The sequence below is a fragment of the Saccharopolyspora mangrovi genome, from assembly GCF_035320975.1.
In the GTDB taxonomy this organism is placed as follows: Bacteria; Actinomycetota; Actinomycetes; order Mycobacteriales; family Pseudonocardiaceae; genus Saccharopolyspora; species Saccharopolyspora mangrovi.
In genome coordinates this window covers 22,052-39,107 of the sequence record NZ_JAWLNX010000003.1, presented here as the reverse complement: position 1 = coordinate 39,107, position 17,056 = coordinate 22,052, and the positions used below count along the sequence as shown (strand labels likewise).

General features: G+C 69.5%; 14 protein-coding genes. 4 read left to right on the top strand and 10 right to left on the bottom strand.

Annotated features, from left to right (window positions below; genetic code table 11):
* Positions 1-67: 67 nt before the first annotated feature.
* The 7 genes from cimA to R4I43_RS05035 form a co-directional block, all read right to left on the bottom strand.
* Complete coding sequence (cimA, locus tag R4I43_RS05065; RefSeq protein WP_324264338.1) at positions 68-1,687, bottom strand: citramalate synthase; 1,620 nt, start codon at positions 1,685-1,687, stop codon at positions 68-70.
* 271 nt (positions 1,688-1,958) lie between these two features.
* Entirely contained in the window at positions 1,959-3,002 is a 1,044-nt protein-coding gene (locus R4I43_RS05060; RefSeq protein WP_132676788.1) for a 3-isopropylmalate dehydrogenase, read from the bottom strand.
* 271 nt (positions 3,003-3,273) lie between these two features.
* Positions 3,274-4,869, bottom strand: coding sequence for a phosphoglycerate dehydrogenase (gene serA / locus R4I43_RS05055; protein ID WP_324264337.1), 1,596 nt, complete (start codon positions 4,867-4,869; stop codon positions 3,274-3,276).
* Positions 4,870-5,134: 265 nt separating this feature from the next.
* Complete coding sequence (locus tag R4I43_RS05050; RefSeq protein ID WP_324264336.1) at positions 5,135-5,380, bottom strand: DUF397 domain-containing protein; 246 nt, start codon at positions 5,378-5,380, stop codon at positions 5,135-5,137.
* 171 nt (positions 5,381-5,551) lie between these two features.
* The gene (ilvC, locus tag R4I43_RS05045; RefSeq protein ID WP_324264335.1) at positions 5,552-6,547 is read right to left on the bottom strand and encodes a ketol-acid reductoisomerase; all 996 of its coding nucleotides are present in this window, start codon (positions 6,545-6,547) and stop codon (positions 5,552-5,554) included.
* A gap of 101 nt (positions 6,548-6,648) precedes the next feature.
* Positions 6,649-7,155, bottom strand: a complete 507-nt coding sequence (gene ilvN, locus R4I43_RS05040) for an acetolactate synthase small subunit (protein ID WP_093413489.1) — start codon at positions 7,153-7,155, stop codon at positions 6,649-6,651.
* 139 nt (positions 7,156-7,294) lie between these two features.
* Positions 7,295-9,127, bottom strand: coding sequence for an acetolactate synthase large subunit (locus tag R4I43_RS05035; protein WP_324264334.1), 1,833 nt, complete (start codon positions 9,125-9,127; stop codon positions 7,295-7,297).
* A 386-nt stretch (positions 9,128-9,513) separates the two neighbouring features.
* Between R4I43_RS05035 and R4I43_RS05030 the strand changes: the two genes are divergently transcribed.
* The gene (locus R4I43_RS05030; RefSeq protein ID WP_324264333.1) at positions 9,514-9,996 is read left to right on the top strand and encodes a PH domain-containing protein; all 483 of its coding nucleotides are present in this window, start codon (positions 9,514-9,516) and stop codon (positions 9,994-9,996) included.
* A gap of 192 nt (positions 9,997-10,188) precedes the next feature.
* Positions 10,189-12,033: a dihydroxy-acid dehydratase gene (gene ilvD / locus R4I43_RS05025; RefSeq protein WP_324264332.1), complete on the top strand. Its 1,845-nt coding sequence runs from the start codon at positions 10,189-10,191 to the stop codon at positions 12,031-12,033.
* A 75-nt stretch (positions 12,034-12,108) separates the two neighbouring features.
* On the opposite strand, the gene R4I43_RS05020 is transcribed toward ilvD, so the two are convergent.
* Positions 12,109-12,855, bottom strand: coding sequence for a DoxX family protein (locus R4I43_RS05020; RefSeq protein ID WP_324264331.1), 747 nt, complete (start codon positions 12,853-12,855; stop codon positions 12,109-12,111).
* A gap of 249 nt (positions 12,856-13,104) precedes the next feature.
* Between R4I43_RS05020 and R4I43_RS05015 the strand changes: the two genes are divergently transcribed.
* Both R4I43_RS05015 and R4I43_RS05010 read left to right on the top strand, forming a co-directional pair.
* Complete coding sequence (locus R4I43_RS05015; protein ID WP_324264330.1) at positions 13,105-13,935, top strand: alpha/beta fold hydrolase; 831 nt, start codon at positions 13,105-13,107, stop codon at positions 13,933-13,935.
* 57 nt (positions 13,936-13,992) lie between these two features.
* Complete coding sequence (locus R4I43_RS05010) at positions 13,993-15,141, top strand: PQQ-dependent sugar dehydrogenase (RefSeq protein ID WP_324264636.1); 1,149 nt, start codon at positions 13,993-13,995, stop codon at positions 15,139-15,141.
* 192 nt (positions 15,142-15,333) lie between these two features.
* Here the strand turns inward: R4I43_RS05010 and gatB are convergent, their stop codons facing one another.
* Both gatB and R4I43_RS05000 read right to left on the bottom strand, forming a co-directional pair.
* Complete coding sequence (gatB, locus tag R4I43_RS05005) at positions 15,334-16,839, bottom strand: Asp-tRNA(Asn)/Glu-tRNA(Gln) amidotransferase subunit GatB (RefSeq protein ID WP_324264329.1); 1,506 nt, start codon at positions 16,837-16,839, stop codon at positions 15,334-15,336.
* Positions 16,836-17,033: a hypothetical protein gene (locus R4I43_RS05000; RefSeq protein ID WP_132676766.1), complete on the bottom strand. Its 198-nt coding sequence runs from the start codon at positions 17,031-17,033 to the stop codon at positions 16,836-16,838. Before R4I43_RS05000 ends, gatB begins: the two co-directional genes overlap by 4 nt.
* Positions 17,034-17,056: the final 23 nt, after the last annotated feature.

Below are 17,056 nucleotides of genomic sequence, written 5' to 3'. Positions count from 1 at the left end.
TGGACGGGTGGTGGGAACCCGCGCCCAACATACTCGGGCACCGGATCCCACCACCGCATTCCGGGGTTCAGCGGGAGGCTGCGGTCACATTCCTGCGGAGGGCCTTGTAGATCAGGGCGTCGCAGAGCGCCAGCCAGCTGGCTTCGACGATGTTGGCGTGCACGCCCACCGTGGTCCACTCCTGCTCGCCGTCGCGGGATTCGACCAGCACGCGGGTGACGGCGTCGGTGCCGGGTTCGTCGACGAGGATGCGGACCTTGTAGTCGGACAGCTCCACCGACTCCAGCCACGGCAGGTGCGGCACGAGGGCCTTGCGCAGCGCGGCGTCGAGCGCGTTGACGGGGCCGTTGCCCTCGGCGGTGGCGATCACCCGCTCCCCCTTCACGCTCACCCGCACGGTCGCCTCGGACACCACCTCGCCGTCGTCGCGGTGGTCCAGCAGCACCCGGTACGACTCGAGCTCGAACGGCGTTTCGAGCGCGGAGTCCGCCATTTCGCGGCGCAGCAACAACTCCAGCGACGCGTCGGCGGCCTCGAAGGACCAGCCGCGCGACTCGAGCTCCTTGACCTGCCGCACGGCTCCTCCGACGGCTTCGGGTGAGAGCTCCAGCCCGAGTTCGGCCCCCTTGAGCTCCAGGCTGGCGCGACCGGCCATCTCGGTCACCAGCACCCGCATCCCGTTGCCGACGTCGGCGGGGTCGAGGTGGTTGTAGAGCTCGGGGTCCACTTTGATCGCGCTGGCGTGCAGACCGGCCTTGTGCGCGAACGCCGACTGGCCGACGTAGGCCTGGTGGGTGTCCGGTGCCAGGTTGGCGATTTCGGCCAGTGCGTGCGAAACCCGGGTCAGCTCGCGCAGTTTCCCCTCCGGCAGCACCGGCATGTCGAGCTTGGCTCCCAGATTTCCCAGCACCGCGAACAGATCCGCGTTGCCCGCGCGCTCCCCGTAGCCGTTGGCGGTGCACTGCACGTGGGTGGCGCCCGCCTGCACGGCGGCGACGCTGTTGGCCACGGCGCAGCCGGTGTCGTCCTGGCAGTGGATGCCCACGCGGATCCCGGTGCGGGAGATGACCTTCTCGACGGTGTCGGCCAGCTGCAGCGGGAGTTGACCACCGTTGGTGTCGCACAGCACGACCACGTCGGCCCCCGCGCCCGCCGCGGCCTCCAGGACGCGCAGCGAGGTGTCGGGGTCGAAGGCGTAGCCGTCGAAGAAGTGCTCGGCGTCGAGGAAGACGCGCCTGCCGTGGTCGACGAGGTGGCGGACGGTGTCGGCGATCATCGCGCAGTTCTCGGCGACATCGGTGCGCAGCGCCCTTTCGATGTGCCGGCGGTCCGATTTGGCCACCAGCGTCACCACGGGCGCGCCGGAGTCCAGCAGCGCCGCGACTTGACGATCTTCGTCCACTTTGGAACCCGCGCGGCGGGTGGAGCCGAACGCGACGAGCGCGGCGTGGTCGAGTTCGAGCTCTCCCCGCGCGGCGCGGTGGAAGAACTCGGTGTCCTTGGGAAGCGCTCCGGGCCAACCGCCTTCGATGAACCCGACGCCGAGACCGTCCAGCAGGCGCGCGACGGCCAGCTTGTCGGTCACCGAGTACGAGATCCCCTCGCGCTGCGCGCCGTCCCGCAGCGTCGTGTCGTAGACGTGGAAGCCGTCGCCCAGGGGTGTGCCGGCCGGTTTGGTGCGGGTCACTGGATGGTCTCCCGTCGGATCGTTCGGTTCGGCGTGGACTTGGCGCAGGCAACAAAAAAGACCCCCCGCGAATGCGAGAGGTCAGCGCGTCGGGGTGCGGAGATGTTTCACCCGACGCGCTCGCCAATAATGATCGCACTGCGGAAAGCCACGAACCCATGCTGCACACATCGCCCGCGGATGTCCATCGAACGCGACGGAATTCTCACGATCCGGAAAAGCCGAAGGGCGCCTCCCAGGCTGGGAAGGCGCCCTCGCGAGCTCTGGACCGTCAGGGCTGGGGCACGACCTCGTGCGAGGACACCAGCGCGGCCAGCCGGTCGCCGATGGCGAACGTGGCGCCCGGCGAGGAGTGGTCGCGGGTCGCCAGGTCGAAGGCCACCGAGGCCTCGACGCGCTTGGCGGCCTCGGTCAGCCCGACGTGGTCGAGCAGCATCGCGATCGACAGCACGGCGGCGGTCGGGTCGGCCACGCCCTGCCCGGCGATGTCCGGGGCGCTGCCGTGCACCGGCTCGAACATGCTCGGGTTGCGGCGGGTGGCGTCGATGTTGCCGCTGGCCGCCAGACCGATGCCGCCGGTGATCGCACCCGAGAGGTCGGTGATGATGTCGCCGAAGAGGTTGTCGGTGACGATCACGTCGAACCGGCTCGGGTCGGTGACCATGTGGATCGTGGTGGCGTCGACGTGCTGGTAGGCCACGGTGACGTCCGGGTACTGCAGCGAGACCTCTTCGACCACGCGCGACCACAACGAGCCGGCGTGGGTGAGCACGTTGGTCTTGTGCACCAGGGTCAGGTGCTTGCGCGGCCGCGAGGCGGCGCGGGCGAACGCGTCGCGCACGACCCGCTCGACGCCGAACGCGGTGTTGATGCTGACCTCGGTGGCGATCTCGTGCGTGGTGTCCTTGCGGAGCAGACCGCCGTTGCCCGCGTACAGGCCCTCGGTGCCCTCGCGGACGACGACCATGTCGATCTCGCCCGGGTCGGCGACCGGGCTCTTCACGCCCGGGTACAGCCGCGCGGGGCGCAGGTTCACGTGGTGGTCGAGTTCGAAGCGCAGCCGCAGCAGCAGACCGCGCTCCAGGATGCCGCTGGGCACCGATGGGTCGCCGACCGCGCCGAGCAGGATCGCGTCGTGCTGGCGGAGCTCACCGAGCACCGACTCGGGGAGCAGCTCCCCCGTCGCGTGCCAGCGAGCGGCTCCGAGGTCGTATCGGGTGATCTCGGTATCCGGCACCACCTCGCCGAGCACCTTCAGTGCCTCGGCCACGACCTCCGGCCCGATCCCGTCGCCGGGGATCACAGCGAGCCGCATCTACACACCTCCCGAGAACCACCCCGAACTGCGGGGCTCGAACTGTTGAGCCGAAGGCTACCGGCATGGCCGCGCCGAGCGGCACGCCGGGCCCACCAAGTGGATGATAAGTCCCGAACTGTGGGACACCCAGATGGGTGAGTCACTGTTTCGGTCCAGGTACGCGCGAGGGGCCATCCCATGAACTGGGACGACCCCTCTTCACGCTTCCGAGTTATTCAGCGTGCGAACTCACCGTTCAGCACCTACTCAGCGACACCTAGTTGCTGGCTCACTCGAAGCTGACGGTGCGCACGATCCGAGCGCCCACGGCAGCCCCGATCGGCTCCAGCACGCCCTGCTCGACCGGACGGTCCACGCGCAGCAGCATGATCGCTTCCGAGCGCTCGGTGGTCTGGCTGACCGTGGCGGCCTCGATGTTCACGCCGACCTCGCCCAGCAGGGTGCCGACCTTGCCCATCACGCCCGGGCGGTCCGGGTACTCCAGCAGCAGCACGTTGCCCTCGGCCCGCAGGTCGAAGTGCCGGCCGTTGACCTCGACCAGCTTCTCCACCTGGTTCGGGCCGGACAGCGCACCGGAGACCACCGAGGTGGTGCCGTCGGCCATGTGCGCGCGCAGCGACACGACGCTGCGGTGGTTCGGGCTCTCCGAGGACGTCTTGACCTCGACCTGAACACCCAGCTCCTCGGCCAGCTGCGGAGCGTTGACGAAGGTCACCTGGCTCTCGACCGCACCGGCGAACACGCCGCGCAGCGCCGCCAGCTGCAGCACCGAGATGTCCTCGTCGGCCAGCTCGCCGCGGGCCTCGATGGTCACCGAGCTCGGCGTGCCGCCCTGCAGCGCGGCCAGCAGCTGGCCCAGCTTCTGCGTCAGCGACAGGTACGGGCGGACCTCCTCGCCGACCGCACCGCCCTGGACGTTGACCGCGTCCGGCACGAAGTCGCCGCGCAGCGCCAGCCGCACCGACTTGGCCACGTCGGTGCCGGCCCGGTCCTGCGCCTCAGCGGTGGAGGCGCCCAGGTGCGGGGTGACCACGGCGTTGTCCAGCTCGAACAGCGGGCTGTCGGTGATCGGCTCGGACTTGAACACGTCGATGCCCGCACCGGCGATGGTGCCGTTGCGCAGCGCGTCGACCAGCGCGTCCTCGTCCACCAGGCCACCGCGGGCGGCGTTGACGATGATCAGGTTCGGCTTGGCCTTCTTGAGCTCCTCGGCACCGATCAGGCCCAGGGTCTCGGCGGTCTTCGGGAGGTGGATCGACAGCGCGTCGGCGCGGGTGAGCAGCTCCTCCAGCGAGACCAGCTCGATGCCCAGCTGCGCGGCGCGGGCCGGCGACACGTAGGGGTCGTAGGCGATGAGCTTGGTGCCGAAGGCGGCGACGCGGGCGGCGAACAGCTGCCCGATCTTGCCGAGGCCGACGACACCGATGGTCTTGCCGTTGAGCTCGATGCCGCCGTAGGAGCTGCGCTTCCAGGCGCCGCCCTTCAGGCTGGCGTCGGCCTGCGGCACGTTGCGCGCCACCGCGAGCAGCAGCGCCATCGCGTGCTCGGCGGCGGAGACGATGTTCGAGGTGGGGGCGTTGACCACCATGACGCCGCGCTCGGTGGCGGCGGGCACCTCGACGTTGTCGAGGCCGACGCCGGCGCGGGCGACGACCTTGAGGCTCTTGGCGGCCGACAGGACTTCGGCGTCGACCTTGGTTGCGGAACGGACCAGCAGCGCATCGGCGTCGGCGACAGCGTCGAGCAGCGCCGGACGGTCGGTGCCGTCCACGTTGCGGATCTCGACCTCTTCGCCGAGGGCGTCGATCACGGACGGGGCCAGCTTCTCGGCGAGAAGAACGACAGGACGGCTTGCGTTGGTCACGGGCGAACTCCAAGCTGGAAGATCACGATCGGCACGACGATGTGCCCGGACGTTGGAAGTTTAACGGGAGATTGAGAAAGCGTTCACAAGAGTGTAGCTCGGATCACCGCTGGATCGAACACGTCCGCAAGACCCGCTTTTCCAGCATTCTCGCAGATCATCCCCCATGCGGAAGGCATCTGTTCCAGAGTGCGGGAGAGATCGCCACCCGAACGGGCCCACGCCGCCCTCCCCGCCAGCGCCAGGCCCGAACCGGCGGCCTGACTCACGGCTCGTCGAACTCGCCGTCCTTGGCTCCCGCGACGAACGCGTCCCATTCCTCGGGGGTGAACACGAGGACCGGCCCTTCAGGATCCGCTCCGTTCCGCATCCCCACATAACCGTCGACGAAGGCGATCTCGACGCCCGGTTCATCCGGATCGTCCGTGCTCGTGATCCACTCCGCAGCTGTGAAGTCCAGCTTGTCGCGGATATGAGCTTTGTCGTCGACGATCTCGTTCTCTGCACTCACGATGCGTACCGTATCCCTCACTCCTAGCGATATCCCGTTGTGGGAGACCCGCCCGGCGGAAACCTACCCACCACCGCCAAAACACGCGAGGCCCGGTGAAACCTCGTCGACGAGGTTTCACCGGGCCCAGCGAATCGAGCTGCGGGCGCTCCGCGGAGCTGCGGGATCAACTCACTTGTTGGTCCACGACATCAGCGAGCGCAGCTTCTTGCCGACCTCTTCGATCTGGTGGGCGTTGCCCTCGGCCTGCAGCTTGGTGAAGTTCGGACGACCGGACTCGTCCTCGGCCACCCACTCCTTGGCGAAGGTGCCGTCCTGGATCTCGCCCAGCACCTTGCGCATCGAGTCCTTGACGTGCGAGTCGATGACGCGCGGACCGCGGGTGAGGTCGCCGTACTCGGCGGTGTCGGAGCAGGAGTAGCGCTGACCGGCGATGCCGCCCTCCCACATCAGGTCCACGATCAGCTTGAGCTCGTGCAGGACCTCGAAGTAGGCGATCTCCGGCTGGTAACCGGCCTCGACCAGCACCTCGAAGCCGTTCTGCACCAGCGCGGAGGCACCACCGCAGAGGACGGCCTGCTCACCGAACAGGTCGGTCTCGGTCTCCTCCTTGAAGGTGGTCTTGATGACGCCGGCGCGGGCACCGCCGATGGCGGCCGCGTAGGACAGCGCCAGGGCCTGGCCGTTGCCCGAGGCGTCCTGCTCGACGGCGATCAGGCACGGCACGCCCTTGCCGTCGACGAACTGGCGGCGGACCAGGTGACCCGGGCCCTTCGGCGCCACCATCGCCACGTCGACGTCGGCCGGCGGCTGGATCAGGCCGTAGCGGATGTTGAAGCCGTGGCCGAAGAACAGCGCGTCACCCTGCTTGAGGTTCGGGGCGACGTCGTTGGCGTAGATCTCGCGCTGCTTGGTATCGGGCGCCAGGATCATGATCAGGTCGGCCTCGGCCGACGCCTCGGACGGGGTCAGGACCTTCAGGCCCTCCTCCTCCGCCTTGGCGCGGGACTTGGAGCCCTCCGGCAGACCGATCCGCACGTCCACGCCCGAGTCCCGCAGGCTCAGCGCGTGGGCGTGGCCCTGGCTGCCGTAGCCGATGACCGCGACCTTGCGACCCTGCACGATGCCGAGGTCCGCGTCCGCGTCGTAGAAGATTTCAACTGCCATGATGATTCAGCGTTTCCTTTCGGGACTTCATCGGTTGTCGGCCGTGGCTGGCAACCGCTAGCTCGTGAGCCTGTTGGGCCCTGTGGCGGGGTAGCCGGTTGTCAGCGCACTGCGGTGGCCGTGATGGAGCGGGGGCCACGCCCGATCGCGATCGTTCCCGACTGCACCATCTCGCGGACGCCGTAGGGTTCCAGCATTCGCAGCAACGCGTCGAGCTTATCGGCGGTGCCGGTGGCCTCGATGGTCAGCGCCTCGGGCGAGACGTCCACCACCTTCGCGCGGAACAGCTGCACGGTCTCCAGGACCTGGCTGCGCACCGACGAGTCGGCGCGGACCTTGACCAGCAGCAGCTCGCGCTGCACCGCGGCGTCGTCTTCCAGCTCCACGATCTTGATCACGTTCACCAGCTTGTTGAGCTGCTTGGTGACCTGCTCCAGCGGCTGGTCGCTGACGGCGACCACGATCGTCATCCGGGAGATCTCCGGGTGCTCGGTCGGGCCGACCGCGAGCGACTCGATGTTGAAGCTCCGGCGCGAGAACAGGCCGGAAACCCGGGCGAGAACACCGGGAACGTTCTCCACCAGAACGCTGAGCGTATGCCTGGTCACGCCTCCAGCACCGCCTCTCCGCGATTCATGGGACTGGTTGCGTTGCGCCCAATCGCTCGTCCCGAGGTTGATTGTGGCTGGTCTGCATCACGTTCCCCTGAGGTCCGGTTGAGCAGAACTGCTGTAGGCACAAAGCTGGTCACGCTTCGTCCTCCTCAAACAACGGGCGGATGTCGCGGGCCGCCATGATCTCGTCGTTGCCGGTGCCTGCCGCCACCATCGGCCACACCTGGGCGTCCTTGCCCACCACGAAGTCGATCACGACCGGTCGGTCGTTGATCTCCATAGCCCGCTGGATGACGCTGTCGACGTCCTCTTTGGACTCACACCGCAGGCCGGCGCACCCGTAGGCGTCGGCGAGCAGCTTGAAGTCCGGGATGCGGTGCTTGTGGGTGCCGAGGTCGCTGTGTGAGTAACGCTCGGCGTAAAACAGGTTCTGCCACTGCCGGACCATACCCAGGTTGCCGTTGTTGATGACGGCCACCTTGATGGGGATGTCCTCGATCGCGCAGGTGGCGAGCTCCTGGTTGGTCATCTGGAAGCAGCCGTCGCCGTCGATGGCCCACACGACCTTGTCCGGCACACCGGCCTTGGCGCCCATCGCGGCCGGAACGGCGTAGCCCATCGTTCCCAGACCACCGGAGTTGAGCCAGGAGCGCGGGTTGTCGTAGCCGATGAACTGCGCCGCCCACATCTGGTGCTGGCCCACGCCGGCCGCGTAGACCGCGTCCGCGCCGGCGATCTTGCCCAGCCGCTCGATGACGTACTCCGGCGACAGGCTGCCGTCGCTGGGCTCGGCGTAACCCAGCGGGAACCGGCCGCGGATGTCGTCGAGCATCGCCCACCAGGACTTGAGGTCGGCGGTGCCCTGCTCGGCCTCGGCCGCCTCGAAGGCCTCGGTCAGCTCGGCGATGACGTCCTTGCAGTCACCGACGATCGGGACGTCGGCGTAGCGGTTCTTGGAGATCTCGGCCGGGTCGATGTCGGCGTGGACGACCTTGGCGTCCGGCGCGAACGACGACAGCTGGCCGGTGACCCGGTCGTCGAACCGGGTGCCCAGCGCGATCAGCAGGTCCGAGCGCTGCATCGCGGCGACCGCGGCGACCGTGCCGTGCATGCCGGGCATGCCCAGGTGCTGCGGGTGCGAGTCCGGGAACGCGCCGCGGGCCATCAGCGTGGTGACCACCGGGATGCCGGTGCGCTCGGCCAGCTGCCGCAGCTCGGCGTGCGCCTCGGCCTTGATGACCCCGCCACCGACGTAGAGCACCGGGTGCTTGGCCTCGACCATCAGCTTCGCGGCCTCGCGGACCTGCTTGCCGTGCGGCTTGCTGGTCGGCCGGTAGCCGGGAAGCTTCATCTCCGGCGGCCAGGAGAAGGACATGGTGGCCTGCTGGACGTCCTTGGGGATGTCGACCAGAACCGGGCCCGGGCGTCCGCTGGAGGCGATGTAGAACGCCTCGGCGATGATCCGCGGGATGTCCTCGGGGTCGGTGACCAGGAAGTTGTGCTTGGTGATCGGCAACGTGATGCCGCAGATGTCGGCTTCCTGGAAGGCGTCGGTGCCGATCAGGCCGGTGGCCTGCTGACCGGTGATCGCCACGACCGGGACCGAGTCCATGTGCGCGTCGGCGAGCGGGGTGACCAGGTTGGTCGCACCCGGGCCGGAGGTCGCCATGCACACCCCGACCTTGCCGGTGGCCTGCGCGTATCCGGTCGCCGCGTGCCCGCCGCCCTGCTCGTGGCGAACCAGCACGTGCCGGACCTTCTCGGAGTCGAGCAGCGGGTCGTAGGACGGGAGGATGGTGCCACCCGGAATCCCGAAGACGACCTCGCAACCCACGGACTCCAGCGAGCGCACGAGCGCCTGCGCACCCGTCATCTTCACCGGAGCACCGCTGGGCGGCGCGGGCTTGGGTCGGCGTCCTGGCGGGGGCGCCGGGACCGGATTCTGCCTGGTATTGGCGCTGGTCATCGGGTCAACCTCGGTGGTTGGGAGTGGGACCGGACACGAAAAAACCCCCGCAGGCCACAAAGAGGCCCCACGAGGGTTGGCGCGTCGACGCTGCGAACTTCCTAGGCGTCGACGCGCCGGGGAAGTACGAGAATGTCGTGCAGTCGCAGCATGGCCAGGACGTTAGTGGGGTCGGTCGTGCCGCGTCAAACGATCCGAGACGATCGTCCCGCATGGTGGGCACCCGTTCGAGGTAACCCGATCTTGCCGGTTCCCGGTTCTCCCAGTTCAGCTTGGTTGTTTCGGGCTGATTTCCGGAAGATGTGATGCGCGCCGCTACCGCCGTCCCAGCCGGCGGGAAAGTGGTGCCCGTCCGGCCGGATCCGGCCAGGTGAGACGATCGGGGCGTGAGCGAGACACCCCAGGACCCCGAGCGGGACGAGACCGCCGAACCGCAGAGCAGCGAACCCGCGCAGGCCGCCGAGCAGCCCGCCGAGATCCCGGAGTCGCTGAACTTCCGGGTGCCCCGGGTGTCGCTGCTGGCGGTGCTCGCGGTCGCCGCCTGCGCGGTGCCGCTGGCCACGACCTCCGGCCCGCTCGGACCGCTGGTCTTCCTGATCCCGCTGGTCCTGCTGTGGGTCGTGCTGTGGCCGCGCACCACCGTCGACGCCGAGCGGATCAAGGTCCGCAGCCTCGTCGGCGGCCGCACCCTGCGCTGGGAGTCGCTCAAGGGCCTGGCCATCACCAAGCAGTCCAAGGTCCGCGCCAGCACCACCGAAGGAGCCGAGGTCACGCTGCCCAACGTGCGCCCGCGCGACCTGCCGGCGATCTCCCTCGTCAGCCGCGGCCACCTCCCCGACCCCACCGCGCACACCCCCGACGAGGACTGAAGCTCGTCGGCCCGGCCGTAATCCATCCGACATGCGTGGTCAACAGCGCTGTTCGGAGGAGTAGGGTCGGGTCACCGCCACGCTTAGCGCCCACAAGGCGACGTCAGCGGGATGGGCCGTTCCGCGTTGAAGCCAGCCGGCTCCGCACTCGGCGCAGACCCGCACAGAGCCTGGAATCGAAGAAGGTCCCCAATGCCCCAGCTGCGTTCCCGAACCACGACTCACGGCCGGAATGCCGCCGGCGCCCGTTCGCTGTGGCGCGCCACCGGCATGACCGATGACGACTTCGGCAAGCCGATCGTCGCCATCGCCAACTCCTACACCCAGTTCGTGCCCGGCCACGTGCACCTGCGCGACCTCGGTGACGTGGTGGCCGAAACGGTCCGCGAGGCCGGGGGCGTGCCGCGCGAGTTCCACACCATCGCCGTCGACGACGGCATCGCGATGGGTCACAGCGGCATGCTCTACTCGCTGCCCTCGCGGGAGATCATCGCCGACTCCGTCGAGTACATGGTCAACGCGCACCAGGCCGACGCGCTGGTGTGCATCTCCAACTGCGACAAGATCACCCCGGGCATGCTCAACGCCGCGATGCGGCTGAACATCCCGACCGTGTTCGTCTCGGGCGGACCGATGGAGGCGGGCAAGGCCGTCGTGGTCGAGGGCGTCGCGCACGCGCCGACCGACCTGATCACCACCATCTCGGCCTCGGCGAACTCGGCGATCGACGACGAGGGCCTGTCCGAGGTGGAGCGCTCCGCGTGCCCGACCTGCGGTTCCTGCTCGGGCATGTTCACCGCGAACTCGATGAACTGCCTGACCGAGGCGCTGGGCCTGGCGCTGCCGGGCAACGGCTCGACGCTGGCCACCCACGCGCTGCGCCGCGAGCTGTTCCAGGAGGCCGGCCGCACGGTCGTCACCATCGCCAAGCGCTACTACCAGGAGGACGACGAGACCGTCCTGCCGCGCTCGGTGGCCAACAAGCAGGCCTTCGAGAACGCGATGGCGCTGGACATGGCGATGGGCGGGTCCACCAACACGGTGCTGCACACCCTCGCCGCCGCGCAGGAGGGCGAGATCGACTTCACCCTCGACGACATCGCCGAGATCAGCCGCAAGGTGCCGTGCCTGTCGAAGGTCGCGCCGAACTCCGACTACCACATGGAGGACGTGCACCGGGCCGGCGGCATCAGCGCGATCCTGGGCGAGCTCGACCGCGCGGGCCTGCTGCACCGCGACGTCGCCTCCGTGCACAGCGCGAGCCTGACCGACTGGCTGTCCGCCTGGGACGTTCGCGGTGAGTCGCCGTCGGAGAAGGCCCTGGAGCTGTTCCACGCCGCACCGGGCGGGGTCCGCACCACGCAAGCGTTCTCCACCGACAACCGCTGGTCGTCGCTGGACACCGACGCCGCGGGCGGCTGCATCCGCGACGTCGAGCACGCCTACACCGTCGACGGCGGGCTGGCCGTGCTCAAGGGCAACCTCGCCGAGGACGGCGCGGTCATCAAGGCGGCCGGCGTCGAGGAGGAGCTCTGGCACTTCCAGGGCCCCGCGCGGGTGCTGGAGAGCCAGGAGCAGGCCGTCTCCGCGATCCTCAACAAGGAGGTCCAGCCCGGCGAGGTGCTGGTGATCCGCTACGAGGGACCCGCGGGAGGCCCGGGCATGCAGGAGATGCTGCACCCGACCGCGTTCCTGAAGGGCTCCGGCCTGGGCAAGAAGTGCGCGCTGATCACCGACGGCCGGTTCTCCGGCGGCTCGTCGGGCCTGTCGGTGGGGCACATCTCCCCGGAGGCCGCCGGCGGCGGCACGATCGGCCTGGTGGAGAACGGCGACCAGATCCTCATCGACGTCCACGAGCGCAAGCTGGAGCTGCTGGTCGACGAGCAGGTCCTGGCCGAGCGCCGCGCCAAGATGGAGGCCAGCGAGAACCCCTGGAACCCCGCCGACCGCGAACGCAAGGTCACCACGGCCCTGAAGGCCTACGCCAAGCTCGCCACCTCCGCGTCCTACGGAGCGGTCCGCGACGTGAACAAGTGATTCCTTCCTGAGAAAACGAAAAGATCGGGCCCCGCTCCTGGTTTGGAGCGGGGCCCGATCCTCGTGGTGCGCGTCTTAGGGGCGGTGGAAAAGGATCAGGATCGCCGCGGCCGCGCCAGCCGCGATGATCAGGCCGAAGAAGCCGAATCCCAACGGGCGGCGGAACCACACTCGCCCGTAGTCCAAGGCCACCCGGCCGGGACCGGTGAACAACAAGCCGAGTCCCAGGGCGCCGAGGATGGCTTCCATCTCGAACCCGTCGTTGGCGTTGAAGAAACCGGCACCCAGCTTGACGAACACCGCACTGGCCATCAGCCCCACGACACCGGCCGCGGCGGCCGGCGTGAACAGGCCCAGGACCAGCAGCGCACCTGCACCGAGTTCGGTGCCGCCGGTGACCAGCGAGAGCGCCGCGCTCTGCTGGAAGCCCATGCCGGAGAGCACCTCCGCGAAGCCCTCCGGGCCCGGACCGCCGAACGTGCCGAAGAGCTTCTGCGCGCCGTGCAGGAGGAAGACCCCTCCGAGCGCCAGGCGCAGGATCAGCAGACCGAGGTCGGTGCCACCGTTCCAGGCGAACGGCTTGCGCTGCTTGCCGAGTTCTTCGGCGTAGCCGGAGTCTTCACCGACGCCGCCCACCAGCGAGGTCGCTTCCGCCGCGCTGTAGCCGTCGTCTTCGTCGTAGTAGTTGTGTTGGCGTGCGCCGAGGCTCTGCGTGCTCTTGGCCGCACCCTTCGCGCCACGTGGCCGCTGGGCGTGCGCACCATAGCTGCGATCGTCGGGGGAGCCGCCCGCACCGCCGGGGCGATCGTCTTGGATCCTCACGCCGCAGGAGGTTAGGGCATCTTCACCCGATGGTGCGACCCTTTGCGATAAAACCTTCCCCACACGTGACAGGTTCGATACCGCAAGTTTCGGTTCAGGTGGAAAAATGTGCTGATGGAGGACCCTGAATTCGGAGCGACGACGTCCAGGAAATCTGACGTCTTCGCAGGTGCAGCGCATTTCCAGCTGTCGCGTTCGGCGGCGCCGCGTGCGGTGCTTATCGTTCCCGAACTCGTTTCGGCGTCGGAATTGCTTCCGCTCGATTGCGCGGCGCAGCTGCTGAATTGGTCGCCCGAGCACATTTCCTCCCGCACCACGAGTGATCACGTCGCGGACGCCGTGGCGGTCCTCGACGACTCCGACGTCGCCGACTGCGTGGTCCTGGCCTGGTCCGGGGGCACTTCCACCGCCGTGGAACTCGCCGCCCGCCACCCCGACCGGGTTCGCGGTCTCCTGCTGCTGGCCGGGCCGCCCACCGCCGGTGCCGAGGCGCTGCTGTCGCACATCGGCGTGCCCGACTCGATTCGGCGGCTGCTGGCCGCCGGCGGCATGGCCTCGCTGCGCCTGACCGGTGACCTGGTGGAGGCCGTCACCGCTCAGCTGCCGGTCGGGGACTGGCCCGCCCGCCTGCTGCGCCAGGCCGGCCTGCTGCCCGCCGACGGCGACCGCGCCACCACCACCGCCGCGCTGCGGGACCTGGTGCAGCGCGATTGGCGCAGGCACGCCGAGCTCGCGCTGGCCTGGAGCTCCTCGGTCCGCGAGGACCTGCCGCGCATCACGTGCCCGGTCACCCTGCTGGTCGGGCGCAACGATCCCCTGGGCGAACCGCTGACCACGGCGCGGCAGGTCGGTTCCCTCCCCCAGGCCAGGGTGCGGTTCCTCGACACCTCGCACTTCATCCCGCTGGAGGCCCCGGAGGAGGTCCGCGAGGAGTTCGACGTCCTGCTGCGCAGGGTCGAAGCGGTCGAATGCGCCCGCCGGGGCGAGGATCCACCGCCCCCGCCGGTGCGCAGGCTCCGCCTCCCCCTCCTCCCCGAGAACCGCCCCCGCAGGCGCCGAGCGCTCCACCCCCCGTTCTGACCGAGATCCCGGTGGCTCACCCCGGGTTCACCGGGCGGCGGATAGGGTCGTGGCGTGATGGGGTCTCGTGTGCTGGTGAGCGCCTGCGCGGTGCTCGGGGTCGTGCTGAGCGGATGCGCCGAGTTCCCCGACGAGCACAACCGGCCCTTCGCCGAGCAGCCGTCGCTGGCGCCGCAGGCGGGACCGCAGCCCTCGTTCGAGAGCGAAGCGCCCCCGTCGGAGTCGCCGGGCGCGCCGAACCCGCAGCCGCCTCCGCAAGCCTCCGGCTGCGAAGACCCGGATCCCGCGGTGATCACCACCTGCCTGGACCCGGTCGGCGCGATCGCGGTGCTGCCCGACGGGCAGAGCGCCCTGGTGGGCGAGCGCTCCACGGGTCGCGTGCTGCGCGTGCAGAAGGGCACCGAACCCGTCGAGCTGGCCCGCATCCCGGTCGACGCCAGCAGCGGCGGCGGGCTCACCGGCCTCGCCCTGTCCCCGACCTACCACGAGGACGAGCTCTTCTACGCCTACGTGACCACGAGCTCCGACAACCAGGTCGTGCGGGTCGCCAGCGGTGATCGCCCGAAGCCGGTGCTGACCGGCATCCCCAAGGGCTCCACCGGCAACGCGGGCGCGCTGCTCGACGACGGCAAGGGCGCCCTGCTGGTGGCCACCGGCAACGCCGGGAGCCCGGGCAACGCCGCCGACCCGTCATCGCTGGCCGGAAAGCTGCTGCGGATCGACGGCTTCGGCAATTCGGCGGAGGGGAACCCGCAGCAGAACTCGCCGGTGGTGACCTCCGGGCTGACCGAGCCCACCGGCATCTGCGGAACCTCCGCGCTGAACATGTTCTGGGTGACCGACCGCAGCAGCGGCCGGGACGCGCTCTACCAGGTGAAGTTCGGCCAGCCGCTGGGCAATCCGGCTTGGACCTGGGCGGACCGACCCGGTGTGTCGGGCTGCGCGGCCGACCCGTCGACGGTGATCGTGGCGCTGCGCGACGCCGCCGCGCTCTACACGCTGCACCCGGCACCGGACGGCAGCTTCACCGGTCAGCCCACCAAGGTGCTGGAGAACCGCTACGGCCGCTTCGCCACCGCGACCCTGGCCCCGGACGGCTTGGTGTGGCTGGGCACCACCAACCGGGACGGCGGCCGCCCGGTCCCCAGCGACGACCGGGTCCTGCGCCTGGAGCCCCCGACCGGCGGCACAGCGGGCAAGGACTGAGGCCTGCGATCACCCGTGGATGCCGCGGTGGACGAGGTCGGTGAGCAGCTCGATCGCCTCCTCGTCGGTCAGCGAACCACCGTCCTGATCCGCCCCGACGGCTACATCGCCCGCATCCGCTGACACCCCGCACCGCGCGCAGCAAGACGCCCCCGACCTGAGCAGGTCGAGGGCGTCCCGGGAACTCCTGGGTTACTGGCCGCAGGCCTTGAGGACCAGCTCGCGGACCCGCTTGGCGTCGGCCTGGCCCTTGGTGGCCTTCATGACCGAACCGACGACCGCACCAGCGGCCTGCACCTTGCCGCCGCGGATCTTCTCCGCCACGTCCGGCTGCGCCGCGAGCGCCTCGTCGACCGCCTTCTGCAGCGCCGAGTCGTCCGAGACGACCTCCAGGCCCCGAGCGGCGACGACCTCGTCCGGCTCGCCCTCGCCGTCGAGCACGCCGTCGACGACCTGGCGGGCCAGCTTGTTGGTCAGCTTGCCCTCGTCGATCAGCGCCACGACCCGCGCGACCTGCTCGGGCGTGATGGCCAGGTCCGCCAGCTCCACACCGCGGGTGTTGGCCTGCTGCGCCAGGTAGGCCACCCACCAGGAGCGGGCGTCACCCGGGGCCGCACCGGCCTCGACGGTCTCGGCGATCAGCTCCAGCGCACCGGCGTTGACCAGGTCGCGGAGCTCCTCGTCGGACAGGCCCCACTCCTCCTTGGCGCGCTTGCGGCGCTCCCACGGCAGCTCCGGCAGGGTTTTGGACAGCTCCTCGACCCACTCGCGGGACGGCGCGATCGGCACCAGGTCCGGCTCCGGGAAGTACCGGTAGTCCTCCGAGGTCTCCTTCGGACGGCCGGCCGAGGTGAACCCGGTGGACTCGTCGAAGTGCCGGGTCTCCTGCAGGATCGACCCGCCGGAGGTCAGCACCGCCGCGTGCCGCTGCATCTCGTAGCGGACCGCGCGCTCGACGCTGCGCAGCGAGTTGACGTTCTTGGTCTCGGTGCGCGTGCCGAACTCGCTGCTGCCCTTGGGCATCAGCGACACGTTCGCGTCGCAGCGCAGCGAACCCTGGTCCATCCGCACGTCGGAGACGTTCAGCGCGCGCAGCAGGTCCCGCAGCGCGGTCACGTAGGCGCGGGCGACCTCGGGAGCGCGCTCACCGGCACCGGTGATCGGCTTGGTGACGATCTCGATCAGCGGCACGCCGGCCCGGTTGTAGTCCAGCAGCGAGTAGTCGGCGCCGTGGATGCGACCGGTGGCACCGCCCATGTGCAGCGACTTGCCGGTGTCCTCCTCCATGTGCGCCCGCTCGATGTCGACCCGGAAGGTCTCGCCGTCGTCGAGCACCACGTCGAGGTGACCGTCGAAGACGATCGGCTCGTCGTACTGCGAGGTCTGGAAGTTCTTCGGCATGTCCGGGTAGAAGTAGTTCTTCCGGGCGAACCGGCACCACTCCGCGACCTGGCAGTTGAGCGCCAGGCCGATCCGGATCGCGGCCTCGACGGCCTTGCCGTTGACCGCGGGCAGCGCGCCCGGCAGTCCCAGGCACACCGGGCAGACCTGGGTGTTGGGCTCGGCGCCGAACGCGTTGGCGCAGCCGCAGAACATCTTGGTCTTGGTGGAGAGCTCGACGTGGACCTCGAGGCCCAGCACCGGGTCGAACCGGGCCAGCACCTCGTCGTAGTCCATGATCTCGGCGACGGCGGTCACTCCTCGTCACTCCCCTTGCGCAGCGCGCGCACCGCGAGCGCGGTACCGGTGATCAGGCCGAGCGTCGTGATGATGACGTCGGCCAGTTCGAGCTTGTCGTTCTTCTCGCGGGCGGCCTTGTAGCTCGCCTTCAGCCCGAAGGCCGCCGAGAGCACGGAAGCGAGCTGGAACGCTGCCTTCAACTTCGGGTTCACCTTGCGACCTCCTGCATCGGTGG